At 46.6% G+C, this 16347-nt stretch carries 11 protein-coding genes; 3 read left to right on the top strand and 8 right to left on the bottom strand.

Features of this window, described 5'->3' with window-relative positions; translation table 11 throughout:
- Positions 1–15 precede the first annotated feature (15 nt).
- Positions 16–1155 (bottom strand): carbon-nitrogen hydrolase family protein, encoded by a 1140-nt coding sequence (locus RIG61_02755; GenBank protein ID MEQ9618076.1) that lies wholly within the window; start codon positions 1153–1155, stop codon positions 16–18.
- Between the two features lie 17 nt (positions 1156–1172).
- A complete protein-coding gene (locus tag RIG61_02750) occupies positions 1173–1565 on the bottom strand; it encodes a hypothetical protein (GenBank protein MEQ9618075.1) in 393 nt (130 codons plus the stop codon).
- Between the two features lie 163 nt (positions 1566–1728).
- Here RIG61_02750 and RIG61_02745 point away from each other — a divergent pair, with 163 nt between their 5' ends.
- A complete protein-coding gene (locus tag RIG61_02745; GenBank protein MEQ9618074.1) occupies positions 1729–3423 on the top strand; it encodes a thiamine pyrophosphate-binding protein in 1695 nt (564 codons plus the stop codon).
- A 36-nt stretch (positions 3424–3459) separates the two neighbouring features.
- On the opposite strand, the gene lepA is transcribed toward RIG61_02745, so the two are convergent.
- The gene (lepA, locus tag RIG61_02740; protein ID MEQ9618073.1) at positions 3460–5253 is read right to left on the bottom strand and encodes a translation elongation factor 4; all 1794 of its coding nucleotides are present in this window, start codon (positions 5251–5253) and stop codon (positions 3460–3462) included.
- Between the two features lie 174 nt (positions 5254–5427).
- Positions 5428–10092, bottom strand: a complete 4665-nt coding sequence (locus RIG61_02735) for a PAS domain S-box protein (GenBank protein MEQ9618072.1) — start codon at positions 10090–10092, stop codon at positions 5428–5430.
- Between the two features lie 344 nt (positions 10093–10436).
- Here RIG61_02735 and RIG61_02730 point away from each other — a divergent pair, with 344 nt between their 5' ends.
- Positions 10437–11039 carry a redoxin domain-containing protein gene (locus RIG61_02730; GenBank protein ID MEQ9618071.1) on the top strand — a complete coding sequence of 201 codons (603 nt, stop codon included), beginning with the start codon at positions 10437–10439 and terminating at the stop codon, positions 11037–11039.
- Here RIG61_02730 and RIG61_02725 read toward each other — a convergent pair whose 3' ends face one another.
- The 4 genes from RIG61_02725 to RIG61_02710 all read right to left on the bottom strand — a co-directional run bounded on the left by RIG61_02725 (position 11040) and on the right by RIG61_02710 (position 15395).
- On the bottom strand, positions 11040–12743 hold the full coding sequence (locus RIG61_02725) for a DUF2207 domain-containing protein (protein MEQ9618070.1): 1704 nt from the start codon (positions 12741–12743) through the stop codon (positions 11040–11042).
- Between the two features lie 33 nt (positions 12744–12776).
- Positions 12777–13334, bottom strand: coding sequence for a LemA family protein (locus RIG61_02720; GenBank protein MEQ9618069.1), 558 nt, complete (start codon positions 13332–13334; stop codon positions 12777–12779).
- Positions 13335–13515: 181 nt separating this feature from the next.
- A complete protein-coding gene (locus RIG61_02715; protein MEQ9618068.1) occupies positions 13516–14742 on the bottom strand; it encodes a DUF1015 domain-containing protein in 1227 nt (408 codons plus the stop codon).
- Entirely contained in the window at positions 14742–15395 is a 654-nt protein-coding gene (locus RIG61_02710; protein MEQ9618067.1) for an L-threonylcarbamoyladenylate synthase, read from the bottom strand. The genes RIG61_02715 and RIG61_02710 overlap by 1 nt, the downstream gene beginning before the upstream one ends.
- A gap of 496 nt (positions 15396–15891) precedes the next feature.
- On the opposite strand from RIG61_02710, the gene groES reads away from it, so the two are divergent.
- On the top strand, positions 15892–16179 hold the full coding sequence (gene groES / locus RIG61_02705) for a co-chaperone GroES (protein ID MEQ9618066.1): 288 nt from the start codon (positions 15892–15894) through the stop codon (positions 16177–16179).
- Positions 16180–16347: the final 168 nt, after the last annotated feature.

The following is a 16347-nucleotide window of genomic DNA, read 5'->3' as shown; positions in this document are numbered from 1 at the left end:
TTTCAAACCGCAGGGCTAGTTTTTTATGTGTCCGACTTCTTTAATGATAGATTCCAGATCTTTGATGCTGATCTCGTATTGATCGGAAATCCTCTTAAGCTCGCTTTCGGGCAGATCCGGAATACGGCTGGAATGTGTTTCATTTGTTGAGATTTCCGGCCCCCAGGGTTCTTCTCTGAGTGCGAGCCGGGCGATATCCCACCGGGAATAGTGACCAAGTGAATCGAATACCGCTTTTACGGCCTTTATCTGGTTTGCGTGGCATTCCGCGTAAAGGACCGCGTCTTTCTCGAAGCTGGGTTCGGCCAGGTATCTGCCCGCCGGGTTTACGATCGAGCTTCCCCCGCAGGCCCAGTCGTAGTTAATATGATTCCCGTCCCTGATATAATGCCATTTTTCCGGAAAATCCCCGGAATCCAGATACCCGCATCCGCTCAAAACGAATGCGCCCGCCTCAAAAGCGTGTACCTTTATGAGTGACTGCAGATTGCAGAGCGCCCCCCCGGGGCTCGTATCCGCGTCCAGCAGTTTTTCCTCTCCCCTTTTCCAGTTCCCCGGCCATACGGCGACGTGAAACTCGACACCCCTGTGAATCATTGCGGCCCTTATAAGGGTCATATGGTTTTCCCAGCATATAAGCCCTCCGATGCGTCCTATGTCGGTGTCGAATACCCTTATGTCGCTTGCATCTCCCATGCCCCAATAGATTCTCTCAGTGTAGGTGGGCATGGTTTTCCTGTGACGGCCCAGTACCTGGCCGTCCTTGTCTATGAAGAGAAGCGTATTATAGACAGTCTGGCTTCCGGCCCTGTCGTCCAGCTCGCAGCAGCCTATCACGACGTAGGCACCGGCCTCCTTCGCGGCCCCGCCTAAAATCTCTGTGTCTTCGCTCGGAATGATCACGGAATTTTCCTGAAGAGCTATCATGTAATCCGTCCATTCGTGCGGCGGAGTTTCGTAGCCGAGGGTGTAATAGGCGGGATAAGCCGGAATAAAGGACTCGGAGAATGCTATAAGCTCCGCATTGTTTCTGCCGGCTTCCTTAATGAGCGCACACGCCTTTTCTATGGTCCTTTCCTTGTCCATAAACACAGGAGACGCCTGGACCACAGCGACTTTTACCTTATCTCTTCCGCCGAGTATTTTTTTTCTCATTTTCGGTATGTTTGAAATCAGGGCGTGATTATACCACCCCCGCTTCCGCCTTCCTGAGAGGCCTCCTGCTGCGTTTTAACTGCCCTCTGCTCGATCAGACTTAAAAGCTTGTTCTTGAAATCTTCTTCATAAGCGCAAACCGAGGGAATTATATATCCGAGTAATGCCACCTGCAGAAAATACTCGGTATTAGCCCTGAGAAAATCTTCCTGAAAACGTGTACCGTAAGCCTGTGAAAGATTTGTGTATATAGTATGCCCCAGTTCTTGTGTAACTTCCGTTATGCTTTTAACGCCGCCCGACTGCTGGTTGTAAGAAACACCCAGATTAAATGCCGATAAGATAGAATTGGCGATATTACCAAGCTCGGACTGTTCTTCCTGACCTTGAGGTTGCTCTTGGTCTGTCATATTCGTACCTCCTATAATTTAAAGATTTATTCTAACACATTATAGATTTAAAGCCGACACGCCGGTATCAAGCCGCCGCGATTAAGGATTCTTTTAATATCCGGTTGATTTGAAATATGAAAACTGTCAAAGTAATAGGTATAACGAGAAGGGAGGATCCGAAATGGCAAAGGTAGAGGGCGGATGGCTTGTTGCAAAGACGCTCCATGAACTCGGTGTGAGAGAGATATTTTCTCTCGGAGGCGGTCACATAAACCCTATATATAACGCCTGTGTCGATTTCGGGATCAGAATTATAGATACGCATCACGAGCAGGGAGCTTCAATGGCAGCCGACGCCTATGGGAGGCTCAAGAGAAAGCCGGGGGTATGCATTGTGACGGCAGGGCCGGGTTTCACCAACGCTATTACGGGCATGGCCGGAGCGCATCTCGCGAATTCCCCATTCATGCTTATTTCAGGAAGATCGGGGGTGGAGGAGAACGACAGGTTATCACTTCAGGAGATAGATCAGCAGGGTATGGCCGCGCCGGTTGCGAAATGGGCCAGGACTGTCTATGACCCTGGACGCATACCTGAATACGTTACAACGGCATATAAGAGGGCAATATCGGGAAGGCCCGGGCCTGTTTATCTCGGCATGTCCTACGAGGTTCTCTACCCGGAGCTCGGTGAAAATGATATCTATCCATATAACACTAATGTTCCGTCTAACAGGATAAAGGCTGAGGAAAGTATTGTGATTAAAGCTGTGGAAATGCTCAGAGCCGCCAGGAGACCCGTGGCGGTCGCCGGAAGCGGAGCCTGGTATTCGGCCGCGGACAGGGAAATACTGAGATTTATAGAGCGTGCTAATCTTCCTGTGTTTACGTTAAACTTCGGCCGCGGGATTGTATCCGACGACCATCCGCTTTGCTTCGGACCCGCGAGCCCTTCGGCGCCGAACGGGTTCAGGGAAATTACGGGAGAGGCCGACCTCATACTTCTTCTCGGGGTAAGACTCAGTATCTACATAGGCTTCGGGAAGACTTTTGGCCCGGAGGCGAAGATTATTCAGGTTGACATTGACCCCGGGGAGATCGGAAGAAACAGGCCTGCCGATTTGGGTATTGTGGGTGATCTGGGCAGCGTTCTGTCGCAGGTTACGGATTACATCGAAGAAAACTCGATAGAGATCGATTTTAAACCCTGGCTGGAAAGAGCGGGTTCGTTGCGGGCGGAAAAACGGGAGAAAGGCGAGGAGATCAGGGGTTCGGATAAAATCCCGATTCATCCGGTTAGGGTGGCAAGGGCGGTAGAAGAATTTCTGGGGGAGGAAGGGATTCTCGTCATCGATGGCGGCGACACGCAGGCGTGGGCCGACGGGCATTACAGGGTCAGAAAGCCGGGTCATTACGTCAAGGGCGGGCCGCTCGGGTGTATGGGCGTGGGTGTGCCCTTTGCGATAGGGGCAAAGGTTGCCTGTCCTGACAAGCGGGTCGCGCTCATTAGCGGAGACGGCGCAATAGGGATGAACTTTATGGAATTCGATACTGCCATAAGGCACAAAATTCCATTTGTTGCAATAGTCTGCAACGACCGGTCATGGGGTATGACAAAGCATCAATTGGAGATTACATACGGCAAAAACCGGGAGGTGCCGGGTGTCGATCTCGGTCTCACCTCCTTTCATGAGATCGTAAAGGTGATGGGAGGGTACGGAGAATCCGTGAACGACCCCAAAGAGCTTGCGGGGGCGCTCGAGCGTGCCTTTTCTTCAGGCGCCCCGGCCTTGATCGACGTTTCGACGGACCCGGACGCTGTGAGCGGCGCGACCTATGCGATTACCGAGATGATGATGTCGGTTAATAAAAAGTAGGATTATGTCTGAGCAGAGAGATTTGTTGATTTTATATTAAGTTTTTAATACGGCTAGGAAAGCCTCTTGCGGTATTTCTATCTTGCCTATCTGTTTCAGGCGTTTCTTCCCCTCTTTCTGTTTTTCAAGGAGTTTTCTCTTTCTGGTTACGTCTCCTCCGTAACATTTCGCCGTTACGTCCTTTCTTACAGGCTTCACGGATTCACGCGCTATTATCCGGGTACCGATAGAGGCCTGTATCACGACTTCGTAAAGCTGCCGGGGAATCAGGGACCTGAGCTTGGCGATAAGGTCTCTTCCCCTTTCGTACGACTTTTCCTTATGCACGATTATCGAAAGCGCGTCAACCGGCTCTCCGTTTACGAGAACGTCCATTTTAATCAGGTCGGAGCCCCGGTAGCCGATGGGGTCATAGTCCATCGATGCGTATCCGCGTGAAACGGATTTAAGCTTGTCATAGAAGTCAAAAACAATTTCCGAGAGCGGTATTTCATATTCCACTATTACCCTTTCGGTTGTCACGTATTTTATATCGCGCTGTGTGCCCCTCTTTTTTATGCAGAGGTCGAATATAGCTCCCAGATAGGTGCTCGGGGTATGGACGGATACAAGTACATACGGCTCTTCAATGAGCTCTATCTGGTCAGGGGTCGGAAGCTCGCTCGGATTATCTACGTAAAGCACCTGGTCCTTCTTGTCGGTTGCGCGGTAGACCACAGTCGGAGCTGTCGTTATGAGCTCGAGTTCGAATTCCCTCTCCAGCCTTTCCTTGACGATTTCCATGTGCAGAAGCCCCAGGAATCCGCATCTGAAACCGAATCCGAGAGCTACGGATGTCTCGGGCTCGTACACAAGGGACGAATCATTCAATCTCAGTTTTTCAAGGGCTTCCCTTAATTTGTCATAATCTCCCGGCTCTATAGGATAAAGACCGCTGAAGACCATAGGCTTCATTTCCCTGAATCCGGCAAGCGGTTTTTCAGTCGGTCTTTCCGGGCTGGTAATCGTATCTCCTACTTTCGCTTCGTTTATCTCCTTGATCGATGCCGATACGAACCCTACTTCCCCGGTTCCGAGCTCCTTTACCTCTATTGCTCTCGGAGAAAAGACGCCCAGTTTTTTTAGTTCGTACGATTTGCCGGTAGACATGAACTTGATATTCTTGCCAAGCTCAACTTTCCCCTCAAATACCCTTATCAGCATTACCACTCCCTGGTAGGAGTCGAACCAGCTGTCGAATATTAGCGCTTTGAGCGGTGCTTCCGACTTGTCGGCGGGGGGAGGTATGTTTTTTACAACCGCTTCCAGTATCTCTTTTGTCCCGGTACCCTCTTTGGCGCTTGCGAGTATCGCACCCTCGGCGCTAATGCCGATTACGTCCTCGATTTCTTCCTTGACCCTTTCGGGCTCTGCCGCCGGGAGGTCGATCTTGTTAATGACCGGAATAAGTTCGAGGCCCGAATCCGATGCCAGATAGGCGTTTGCCACAGTCTGGGCTTCAACACCCTGGGAAGCGTCTACAACCAGAAGAGCACCTTCGCATGCCATCAGGCTTCTCGAAACCTCGTAGCTGAAGTCCACATGCCCGGGAGTGTCAATCAGGTTGAATTCGTACTTGATACCGTCATCGGCCGTATAATACAGTCTCACGGCCTGGGCTTTAATGGTGATTCCCCTTTCTCTCTCTATCTCCATCTGATCCAGAAACTGCTCGGTTTTCTCCCTCTCGGTAAGGGTTCCGGTAAATTCCAGAATACGGTCCGCGAGCGTGGATTTGCCATGGTCCACGTGAGCAATTATAGAGAAATTCCTGATGTGCCTGGATTCCATATAGTTGAGCTGAATTTATATACTTTCCCAGATATTAAGAAAGAACGTATTATAAAGGAAAAGGGAGTGAATTCAACTTGCCGGACAAATTCGGCTTGCGGACCGTCTCGTTTTGTTTGAATCCCGTGAGATGCTGTTCGTACCCGCTTTTCAATACCATAAGTTTAAAATTGTTTATGATATTCCGTTTATTACAGAATAAAGCGTTTTGCTCAGTTCCTCTACGTTATAGGGCTTGGACACTACTCCCTTAAAGCCGTACTCATCGTACCTGGACATCACGGGATCGTTAGAATATCCGCTCGATACGATTACTTTGGCATCGGCGTCTATTTCCAGCAGTATTTTATGAGCCTCTTTCCCGCCCATACCGCCCGGCACAGTCAGATCAATCATTACAGCATCGAACGGGCTTCCTTTTTCCCTGGCCTTAATATATTTCTCAATCGCCTCGGCGCCGTCCGATGCGTATTCAACGCAGTAACCGAGCTGGGTTATCATTTCACCCGCGACCTCTCTTACCGCCTGTTCATCATCCATGATCAGTATATTCCCGTCTCCGGCATATAAATTCGGGTAATGAATATTTTCCTTAGGTTTATTTTTGGCCGCAGGAAGACAGACATCGAACCTCGTTCCCACACCGATTTCGGAGATTACATCGATATGCCCGTCGTGATTTTTAACTATCGAATACACGGTTGCGAGACCGAGTCCGCTCCCCTTATGCTTGGTTGTAAAATACGGGTCGAATATCTTTTCCATTAATTCTTCGGTCATTCCGATCCCTTTGTCCTCAATTGATATTTTTACATATTTCCCGTCCTTTATACCGGTTTCGCTACTTTCTTCCACCGCTAGGTTGCAGGCATTGATGCTTATAATTCCCCCGTTCGGCATTGCCTGATCCGCGTTGATTATCAGGTTGTGTATGACCTGGCTTATCTGTCCTCCATCAACTTCAACCGGCCAGAGACTGTCTTCAATATGGAATTTACATTTTACTTTTGATCCGCTAACCGCGAAATTAGCGGTGTCAATTATGTGCTCATCAAGAGATTGTACGTATTCCTTTACAGGCGCGCCGCCTTTGGAAAAGGTGAGAAGCTGTGACGTTAAATCCCTCGCCCTCAAAGACGCATTTTCCGCTTCCATTAGCCTTTGGTATATCTTATCTTGCTCGTTCATTTTCATTTTCGAGATAGATATATTCCCTAAAATAACTGTCAGAAGATTATTGAAATCGTGTGCGATTCCGCCTGCAAGAACCCCCAGCGATTCGAGCTTTTGTGATTTGAATAATTCATCCTCCAGCCTCTTTCTTTCGGTGATGTCGCGGGATACTATGACGCATCTGAGCTCACCCTTTGCTGTTTCATAGGTTCTGCCGGTACTATCGAACCATCTCCAGTTTCCGTTTTTATGCCTGTACTTGAATACCGCTTTTCCCGATGTCCTGGAAATAATTACTCTCTGGAATTCTTCTGTTACAGTATTCAGGTCGTCCGGGTGAATATTCTCGAAAATATTTCTTCCCACAAGCTCCTCGGGTTCGTACCCGAGAGCGTCTATGTAGCTGGGACTAAGGTAAAGAAACTTGCCGTCGAAGCTGGCTTCAGCCACAAGATCATATATATTCTCGACGAGCGCGCGGTATTTGTTGGCGCTTTCCGCAATCAGGTCCTCTGCTTTTTTCAGATCGGTGATATCTATAATGATGCCCCTTAATCCGACCACTTCATCATTTTCAACTACGACTGTTACTAGGTCCCTTACCCAGACATTTCTTCCGTCGGCGGCGATCATTCTGTATTCAATAACGTGGTCTCTTTTTTCTGACGTCGCTTTCATACAAAAATCACATACCCTTTTCCTGTCCTCGGGATGTAATTTCTCTTTCCAGAAATCATGTTTTTTTGTCCACTCTTCAGCAGGATAGCCTAGTATACTCTCTGCCTGACGGCTCGCGAAGGTAAATCTGAGCGTCTCGGGGTCTGCCTCCCATACGATCCCATCGATGGTATTCACCAATACTTCGTAGTTCTTTTGAGACTCCAGGAGAGCCGCTTCCGCTTTTTTTCGCTCGGTGATGTCCTCGATGAGCGACATGCCGCCGATAATCTTTCCGGATGCATCCCTGAGCGGCGACGCCGATACAAGCAAATTTATATCGGCTTTGCCGGTTGTAGCTTTGTACCATCCTTCCTGACGGCTCGTGTGTCCTTCGAGGGCTTTTTCCATTATCGGGGTAAAGGTCTGGTCCTTAAGCTTTCTTAACTCCATTCCGATTATCTTTTTAATGGAGGATTGTAAAATTTCCGCATGACGCTGGTTAGTATGTGTGATTGTCAGGTTTCGATCGAAGATAAAAACTCCCATAGGCGTCTGTTCAAATAGTATTCTATACCTCTCCTCGGATTCCCTCAGGGCTTCTGCCTGGCGCGCGTTGTTCACAGCGATTTCTATTTGCGCCACTATTAATTCAAGCAGATTAATATCTTCTTTGTCAAAAAAGTTTTTCGAATAAGAATTGATATTAATACACCCGATCGTATTCCCTTCATACTTGATAGGCATGGCTGCGTAGCTCTTTGTTCCGACTTTTTTACCCGCGGGTCCGATTACATTGTCTTTTTCCACGTCTGGACAATATTGTAGTTTTCCCTCGGTCATTGTCTTCCATGTAAAACCTTTCGGATAGGGGATCCGTGTTACTTTTTCGATAAACCAGCCGGGATAGCCGCGGTGGGCTTGAATAACCGCATCGCTCCCCTCTATAAAGTAAATGGAGACATTGTCAGCTCCACTGACGTTACTCGCCATAGCCCCTACGGCATTATCCAGCACTTGCTGGAGTTCAATTGAGCTATGCACACTTCTCGTGACCGTATTTATAATCTCCTCATACCTTTTCTTTTTTGACAGTTCGTTTAATCTTTGTTTTATATTTTCCTGAGACCTTTTTAATTCCTCTGCCTGCTCGGCATTTTTAATAGCCGACCCGAGCTGCCTGGCCACAATCTCAAGCAGGTTAAGGTCTTCCTCGCAAAATGTATTTTTTTCAGGCGAATGGACGTGTATGCAGCCGATTGTTTTCTCTTCCGAGCGAATAGGCATCGAAAGGTAGCTCTTGGTGCCGAACTCTTTTCCGGCGGGTCCCAATGCATCGTCGGTATCCGTATCCGGCACATACCTGGCTTTCCCCTCTATTATGGTTTTCCAGGTCGCCCCTTTCGGGTAAGGTATCCTTTTCAGTTTTTTGATGTACCGGGCCGAGTGCCCCCTGCTTGCTTTCATGACGGCTTCGTTGTCTTCTACCATGAAAATTACAACATTCTCCGCCCCTTCCACATTCTTGTTAAGGGCATCAACCGCGTTATCAAAGACCTCCTCCAAATCCAGAGATTGATGAAGACTTTCCGTCACCGCTCGGATTATTGATTCATACCTGTTCTTTTTTGATAACTGCTCCACTTTTTCTTTTAATTCTTTCTCTGTCTTGTTCTGACCTGTAATATCAATCACATTAGCGACGAATATCTTTTTCCCGTTGAAGCTTGATCCGTGAAGATAGACGTCGACCGGATACTGTGAGCCGTCCTTACGTTGATGTATTGTGGAAAAGCTCATTTTTTCTTTTTCACCGGTAATGAGGGGTTTAAATTGCTCGAAAAATCCTGGTTTTATCTCCGGTTTTAGGTCGTATGGGGTCATGTTAAGCAGTTCATCCTTGGTATATCCAAGGTTAATTCTTGCTCCTTTGTTTACGTTCAGAAAACGGTAGGTTTCAGCGTTAAATATATATATCTCGTTTGGGGATTCTTCTAAAATTTCACCGAGGCGCATCGCTAATTCCTGGGTGTTGATTTGCTCAATAGCGATTCTGGCCAAATGCGTAGCGGCATCTATGAGTCTTTTTTCCTGTGGGCTTGGAGCGCGTTCACGGCCATAGTACATCGCGAATGTGCCTAATACCTTATTTTTGGAGTTAACTATAGGGGTTGACCAGCAGGCTCTAAGATCATATTTTAAAGCAAGGTCTTTATAATCGGCCCAGAGAGGGTCGGTCTCTATGTCGGCCACGACCACAGATTTTTTTGTATATGCGGCCGTACCGCATGAACCGACAAAAGGACCTATTTCAACACCGTCTATTGATTTTACGTAATCCTCGGGCAGGCTTGGGGCGGCACCGTGTTTCAGCCTCTTTCCATTCTCGTCCAGAATAAGGAAAGAACACAGCATCCCGTTCGAATGTTTCTCAATTGCCAGGCACAGGGAACTCAGAATTTCGGGTAGGGTTGCATTACGGGCCATCAGCTCAAACATCATTTTGTCCGTATCAAGTAAAAATTGCGCCAGTTTATGTTCCGTTATGTCTTCACATACGATAATTGCCAAATCACTTCCCTTATTGAGATATTCGATTCTGATATGCTCTTTAACCCATATCACGCTTCCGTCTTTTTTTACCTTTCTCAATTCCCAGCGATGCACTTTGTCCGGATTCTTGAAGCAATTTTTGAGGAGATTTTCAGCATCTTTTCTGTCGTCGGGGTAAAAAACGTTAATCACGGGTGACCCTTCGAGTTCTTTTCGTGAATAGCCCAAATGCCGGGCTCCCAGGCGATTGACTCCTCTTACAATGCCCTCCCGGTCAACCGTAAAGTACATTAACGGGCTCAATTCATAAAAGGATTTATTAGGGAAATTTTCTTCAGACGCGTGATTGGAATCTGTGATTCTATGATTTTTATCATTCTCCAGCTTTTTATTAAGCTTTTTTAATTCCCCTACTTCTTCAATCAGTTGCTTTTTTGTTTTATATATATCTTTCATTTAATGCGCCGACCCAAGTTATGATTTCGCAAGGGATTATTTAGATAAAATGTTCACATACGGCAGAGAAAGAAGAACAATAGTCATGGAACATGCAATTATTCTGAATAATCCCGATTAAACGACTCCGGGCTTTAAAACAAGCGATTTATAATTTCCATCACGCACTTTTAGTTGTCTCTTATTTTTAATTGTAAGACCACTTTGTTTTTTTATCAACGATTAAATAAGAACGCAGTCATAGATAAGGCGTCTCTCATAATTTATGAGTTTTTTCACTTTTTTATGTACAATTAATTACTCGTATGATTCAAACTTCCGGAAACCCAATCGGAAGATATTATATGTTTACGATATTGATGATTGGTTTACTGTTTTGTCTTAATTTTTTTGGTTTATCCGCCCCGGTGAAGTCGGCGGAGAGTAATACGTGGGAGCCCCGAGAGGGCTCGGAGCTTATTGGAACCAGAGCGCCATCGTTGTCCGGGCTTGAGTGGCTGAATACCAAACCGCTTAAGGATGAGGACTTGCGCGGTAAGGTAGTTCTGGTGCGCTTTTGGCTTATCGCCTGTCCGTATTGCGAACGCACGGCCCCATCCCTGGTCGAGTTATATAAGAGATACAGAGATCGGGGGTTTTTGGTCATCGGGATACATCATCCGAAATCAGCGAGATCTATGAATACGGATACGGTTATCAAAGCGGCAAAGGTATTCGGATTTGATTTCCCCATTGCGCATGACAGCGACTGGAAGGTGATAAACGACTATTGGCTTGGAGATAAAAGGCGCTCCTTTACCTCATCGAGTTTTCTCATCGACAGGAAAGGGGTCATAAGATTTGTACATGACGGCGGGGAGTTCTACAGGAATGATGATAATTCTGACGCGAATCTCGCCTTTTTGACAATCGAGAAAAAGATAAGAGACCTGCTCGGTGAAGAGTGATTACCACGACCCTCCCCCGCCTCCTCCGAAGCCTCCCCCGCTTGATCCGCCTCCGCTGAAACCGCTACTTCCGGACCTTTTGGGCGTAGACGATAATGTGCTGTTCATAACGCTCAGACTGCGGCCTATGTCCGATACGAATATTCTGGGAGTGAAGCCGCCCGTGTAATGGGGCGAGCTGTACCAGGACGGAGGCTCCCTGTACATGTCCTTGAAGGAGTCCGCCCACCTGTCTTCCAGTCCGAAAACGAGCGCAAAAGGCAGCACTCTGTCGAATAAAGTCGGGTCGTCCTTTGCCAGTTTTTCAATCCTGTCTTTTTCGGCTCGCTCGATGAATTCCCTGAAACCCAGCAGCTCTTCGTTCACGAGAGCCCCGCGTTTTGTCTTTCGGGGCATAAATCTTGAAAAAATGAGAATTATAAGTCCCGACAAAGCTAATGAAATTTTAAGCAGCAAGCTGCTGAACAGAAAGAAAGACAGGATTATAATAATAATTCCCACCCATTTATAAATACTTTTAATTTTTTCCGGATTCGCCGGAAAGTAATTCTTGTCGATGAGCTCCTTGTACAGGGCTTTTTTAATCGGAGGCAGCTCTTTATAAAATTTGTTCCTTAAGTCTGAAACCATAATGTCATCACCGCCCTTGAATATCCCCGAAAACACCTTTTCCTCGTGCTGTTTCAGCTCATGGGCGCCGGGTTCTTTGATTTTAACAAGCTTGTAGTCTCTATCATTAAAGAAGAAGAATTTTGTGCTCTCGGTTTCCTCGATTTTTAAGTAACCCCTCACAGCAAGGTCTATTATAGTCGAGGTTATGTCTAGTATATTGATACTTTCATCCACAAGCGTTCCGGCTTCCGCCGGGGTTATCTCCTCAGGGGGTTCGTACCTGACTGCAATTACGCCCCTGCCTTCGGGGTCTCTGCCGCGGGTATGCCAGATGTAAGTAAACAGGATAAGGGTTAAAAACGGCAATCCGAAGTACCAGTTATCCGAGAGAAACCAGGCTGCTTTAGTAGAAGAAGAGGGTTCTTCTATCGTTCCTTTAGGGAGCCAGATAACTATTGTGAGCCCCTGACCTGCCCGGAGGGCGTCTGAGACCGTGAACTCAACGGTGCCGTGTGTCATACTGTAATCACAATCCCGGGCTTGGGAGCCCGCCGCCCCTGTAAAGCATTTTGCTTTGACACCGTCTATTGTTTCTCCCTCAAGATAAACCTTGGCGCCCGCTTTTTTAATCGGGACTCTCCACTCTGTGCCGGTCACATTCCAGTAAAGTTCGTCATGGTCTTCGAAAAAGGCTATAGCTCCCCTGACGGAGTAATCGATTCTGTAATCATGGGTCCCGGTGATTGTTTTATCGGGATCGCCTATCTTAATATTTACCCTGTTGCCTGAACGGCTGACGCTGTAATTATAGGATTGTCCTTCCGAGTCGGTTACATCCTCTACATCAATTTTGATACCGTACTGCTTATATCCGTAATCGTACTTGTAGGGTATGTCCCTGAATATTCCGTGTCTGTGGGCATACTGAAAATCGTACTGGATGTCTTCCCGGACAAAAATCGTACTGTCTCTATTTACATGTATCTCCGAGAAAAAGCTTTTTATCTCCTCGGAATTCACGTTAAAGGGATAGAAAATGCTTAAGAAGCATATAAAAAAGAATATTATTTTTATTGAGTTTTTTGACATCATGAGGAGAAAAGTTTCACTCGGACTCCGGTAATCCTAGTTGAAGCTTACTTGAGGAGCCTTTCTCTCCTCTGCGGAATCAAGTTCGAAGTACTCTCTTTTTTGAAAATTGAAGATGTTCGCGACAATATTGCTCGGCACGGATTCTATCCGGGTGTTTAAATCCCTCACGACGGCATTGTAGTAGCGGCGCGCGAGCTGTATCTGCTCTTCAATATTCGAGAGCTCAGTCTGTAGCTCGATGAAGTTCTGATTGGCTTTGAGCTCGGGATAAGCCTCGGCGAGAGCGAAGAGACTCTTGAGGGTCGATTGAAGAAAATTCTCCGCCTGGGCTTTGTCCTCCGGGGATGTGGCATTCATGGCCTGATTTCGTGCCTGTACTACTTTTTCAAATGTCTCTTTTTCGTGCGAGGCGTAGCCTTTAACTGTCTCGACGAGATTCGGCACGAGATCGTATCTTCTTTTAAGCTGTACATCGACATCGGACCAGGCCTGCTCTGACGAGTTTCTGAGTTTCACAAGTCCGTTGTAGATCCCGACCGATACGAAAATCAGCACCGCCAGAATGACGATTAATATCAAGAATGCCGACATAACGTTCTCCCTTTAATTCGCGTGTTTTGTTTGCAGATAATATGTGTAAATTAATAATGCAAAATAGATTATAAATCAATCAGCCGCCCGATAAGAAGGGTTTTATAATAACATTATGACGTATAAGAGAATTTTTGCGGGAGGACTTGAAAACCGGGCAAGACTTCCTGTGACCGCATTTCTACCAGAGTGGATTGAATGTCAGGCCGGACAGTATCTTGGGGTAAAAGTAGGTTGTTTTATGGGGCATTCTTTCGCCGGCCAGGACGACTTCGAAAATATCATTTGCCCTCAGTTCGGGGAGAATGAAACCGAGCTCGTATTCACCCCCTCTTACCAGCTCAACCGCCTCGTCGAGAAATTTCGTATAAAGAATGCCCGATTGCCCTTCATCCAGGATTTTTTTGAACACGACATTATGGAGAAGCATTACCCCCTGATTGGCATAGGACTCTGGAAAGTTATTAATAGATGACACCCTGTATACGTAATCCGGGTCTTTCGTGATTACGGTGAATTCTTCATGACCTATATCGGTGATGCCTTCTTTATAAGGCATTTTCTCGACTTTGAAGTCTGTTCTCAGTTTTTCCATAAAACTCTCGATCTCGTATTGGCCCAGATTTTTTATTATCCTGTGAGTGGGATTTATTATGAGCCCTTCGCATTCAGCCCTTGAGAGGTACATCATCACGTAATCGAATGGCTTATTCCCGGAGCTGTCTTTCGTCTTTTCACGTTGAATATTTCTCATCTCAAGCGCCGTTTCGTAACGGTGGTGGCCGTCTGCGATAAGAAAGCTCTTGTCCATCAATCTGTCTTTGATAAAGGAAAGAAGCCAGGGGTTTGAAATCCTCCACAGGATGTTTCTGACGCCGTCCTTATTTGTTATATCGAATAGAGGTTTTTCGTTCAATGTATCATCTACCGCTTTTTCAATAGTCCCTTCGGGGTCGGAATATACCGAAAATACCGGACTCATATTTGCTTTGCACGCGGTATTGAGCTTCATTCTGTCTTGTTTGTGCTTCGGGAAGGTTCTCTCGTGGGGGAGAATTTTTTTCGAAGAGAAGTCTTCTATCTTCACCGTGGCTATGAACCCTTTACGTGTCAGTTTTTTCCCCTGCTCCTCGAATTCCTGATAGTATGGGTAGATGGAAGGCTCGGGGTCCTGAAGCAGAATGTCCTCTACGTACCAGTCCCTGAAGGTCTTGGCCGCCCTCTCGTATTTTATGTCGCTTTCGCCGCTGGGAAGTATCAGGCGAACGACGTTATGGGGGTGTCTTTCAAGCAGCTCTTCCTGCTCCTCGGGGTTAATCACATCGTAGGGGGGTGCCAGCACCTTGCTGAAATCATCTATCTTCTCGGGATTGTATCTAATACCCTTAAATCCTTTTATAGCAGGCATCAAAAAAACTCCTTTAAATCTTGGGCACTTACGTCTCCCTCTCTCAGTATTTCGGGGGGACTGACCGTGATATCCAGGATAGTCGATCCTTTCGAGGGCGGAAGATTACCAGAGTCTACTATAAGGTCAACTTTGTCTTCGAATGTCTCGACAATGTAGTCACATTCGAGAATGTTTTCAGCCCCGCTTAAGTTCGCGCTGGTCGAGCAAAGCGGTTGATCTATATATTTAAACAAACGTTTCACAAATTCACCGTCGGAGACTCTCACCGCAACCTTCCCCGCCCCTGATGTAATAAGTTCGGGCAGCCCAGATATTTCCTTAACCACAAGCGTAAGCGGTCCCGGCCAAAACCTGTCCGAAAGGGATGATATCCTGTCATTCATCTCCGCGATTCTTTCCAGCATATCGGTATCTTTTAGGAGTAAAGGTATTGCTTTTCCGTGGGGCCTTCCCTTGATTTCAAATATTTTTTCAACGGACTCCCTGAATGAAGCAAGCGCGCCTATTCCGTAAAGAGTTTCCGTTGGATAAACGATAACCCCGCCGCCGTTCAGTATGGAGGCCGCTGTCTCCGGGGATTCGGGATCGCACGCTTTTATTATTTTTGCCGAAGTTTTGCCCCTAATACCAATACCCTTTGTCTTTACCACTTTTTCCCTAATATCCTATCTTTATGTCAGTTGCTAGCAGAATTCTTTTACATATTGCTCTTTAATATCAAGTCATTAGTATTGCGAGAATCAAGCTGACGCACAATGCTCTGCTTCTCCGTCAACCCCTTCAGTTTGTCCCGGTGGCAACCGGAACACCCGATGGTATGAGCATTTTCAAGCTATCAGCAAATCGACGCAACACTCGTCATGAAGACTTTTCGCTCCTCTGCCCCATTTCCGAGATCAGGGTTATAACTACAATTATTCCTGTTTTTGGCCAGGAGACAAAGCGTATATTCCATAGTATAGATTTTTCAATTATTTTTAATACTCCTTTCGCAGACTGATTTATTTTGGTACAATAACTCAGTTAAACTTGACAAGGCGACCTTGATGGTTATGTTAATGCAGAAAATTTGACTTATACAATCAGCACCGAAACTCCAGCCAGTAATATAATACAGACAATTAAATTATAAGGAGGACGTTTGTAATGAAGGTAAGGCCACTATACGACAGAGTTTTAGTCCAGAGACTCAATACGGAAGAAACCACAAAGGGCGGAATCATCATTCCCGAAACCGCTAAAGAGAAACCACAGGAAGGGAAAGTCGTTGCGACTGGAAACGGCATAATTCTTCCGGACGGTAAGGTGAAACCGCTTGACGTCAAAAAGGGTAATAAAATTTTATTCAGCAAATACGGGGGAACGGAGATAAATATAGAAGGTGAGGATTACCTCATTCTTAGAGAAGAAGAAATCTTAGCCGTAATTGACTGAGTAGAGAGCAAATACAGAAAATATTGAGGAGGTAACAGAAGCATGGCAGCGAAGGAAATAAAATTCAGCAGGGCGGCGCAGGACGCCGTACTAAAGGGAGTAAACACTCTTGCGAACGCGGTGAAGGCGACGTTGGGGCCAAGAGGGAGGAACGTACTGATAGAGAAG

This window comes from Deltaproteobacteria bacterium, assembly GCA_040223695.1.
Lineage (GTDB): Bacteria > Desulfobacterota_D > UBA1144 > Nemesobacterales > UBA2774 > JAVKFU01.
This window is presented reverse-complemented; position numbering and strand designations above follow the sequence as displayed.

Coding starts and splice junctions, on each gene's coding strand:
- RIG61_02750 (MEQ9618075.1), bottom strand. CDS start 1,565: ATGACAGACCAAGAGCAACCTCAAGGTCAGGAAGAACAGTCCGAGCTT.
- lepA (MEQ9618073.1), bottom strand. CDS start 5,253: ATGGAATCCAGGCACATCAGGAATTTCTCTATAATTGCTCACGTGGAC.
- RIG61_02725 (MEQ9618070.1), bottom strand. CDS start 12,743: ATGATGTCAAAAAACTCAATAAAAATAATATTCTTTTTTATATGCTTC.
- groES (MEQ9618066.1), top strand. CDS start 15,892: ATGAAGGTAAGGCCACTATACGACAGAGTTTTAGTCCAGAGACTCAAT.
- RIG61_02720 (MEQ9618069.1), bottom strand. CDS start 13,334: ATGTCGGCATTCTTGATATTAATCGTCATTCTGGCGGTGCTGATTTTC.
- RIG61_02735 (MEQ9618072.1), bottom strand. CDS start 10,092: ATGAAAGATATATATAAAACAAAAAAGCAACTGATTGAAGAAGTAGGG.
- RIG61_02715 (MEQ9618068.1), bottom strand. CDS start 14,742: ATGCCTGCTATAAAAGGATTTAAGGGTATTAGATACAATCCCGAGAAG.
- RIG61_02745 (MEQ9618074.1), top strand. CDS start 1,729: ATGGCAAAGGTAGAGGGCGGATGGCTTGTTGCAAAGACGCTCCATGAA.
- RIG61_02730 (MEQ9618071.1), top strand. CDS start 10,437: ATGTTTACGATATTGATGATTGGTTTACTGTTTTGTCTTAATTTTTTT.
- RIG61_02755 (MEQ9618076.1), bottom strand. CDS start 1,155: ATGAGAAAAAAAATACTCGGCGGAAGAGATAAGGTAAAAGTCGCTGTG.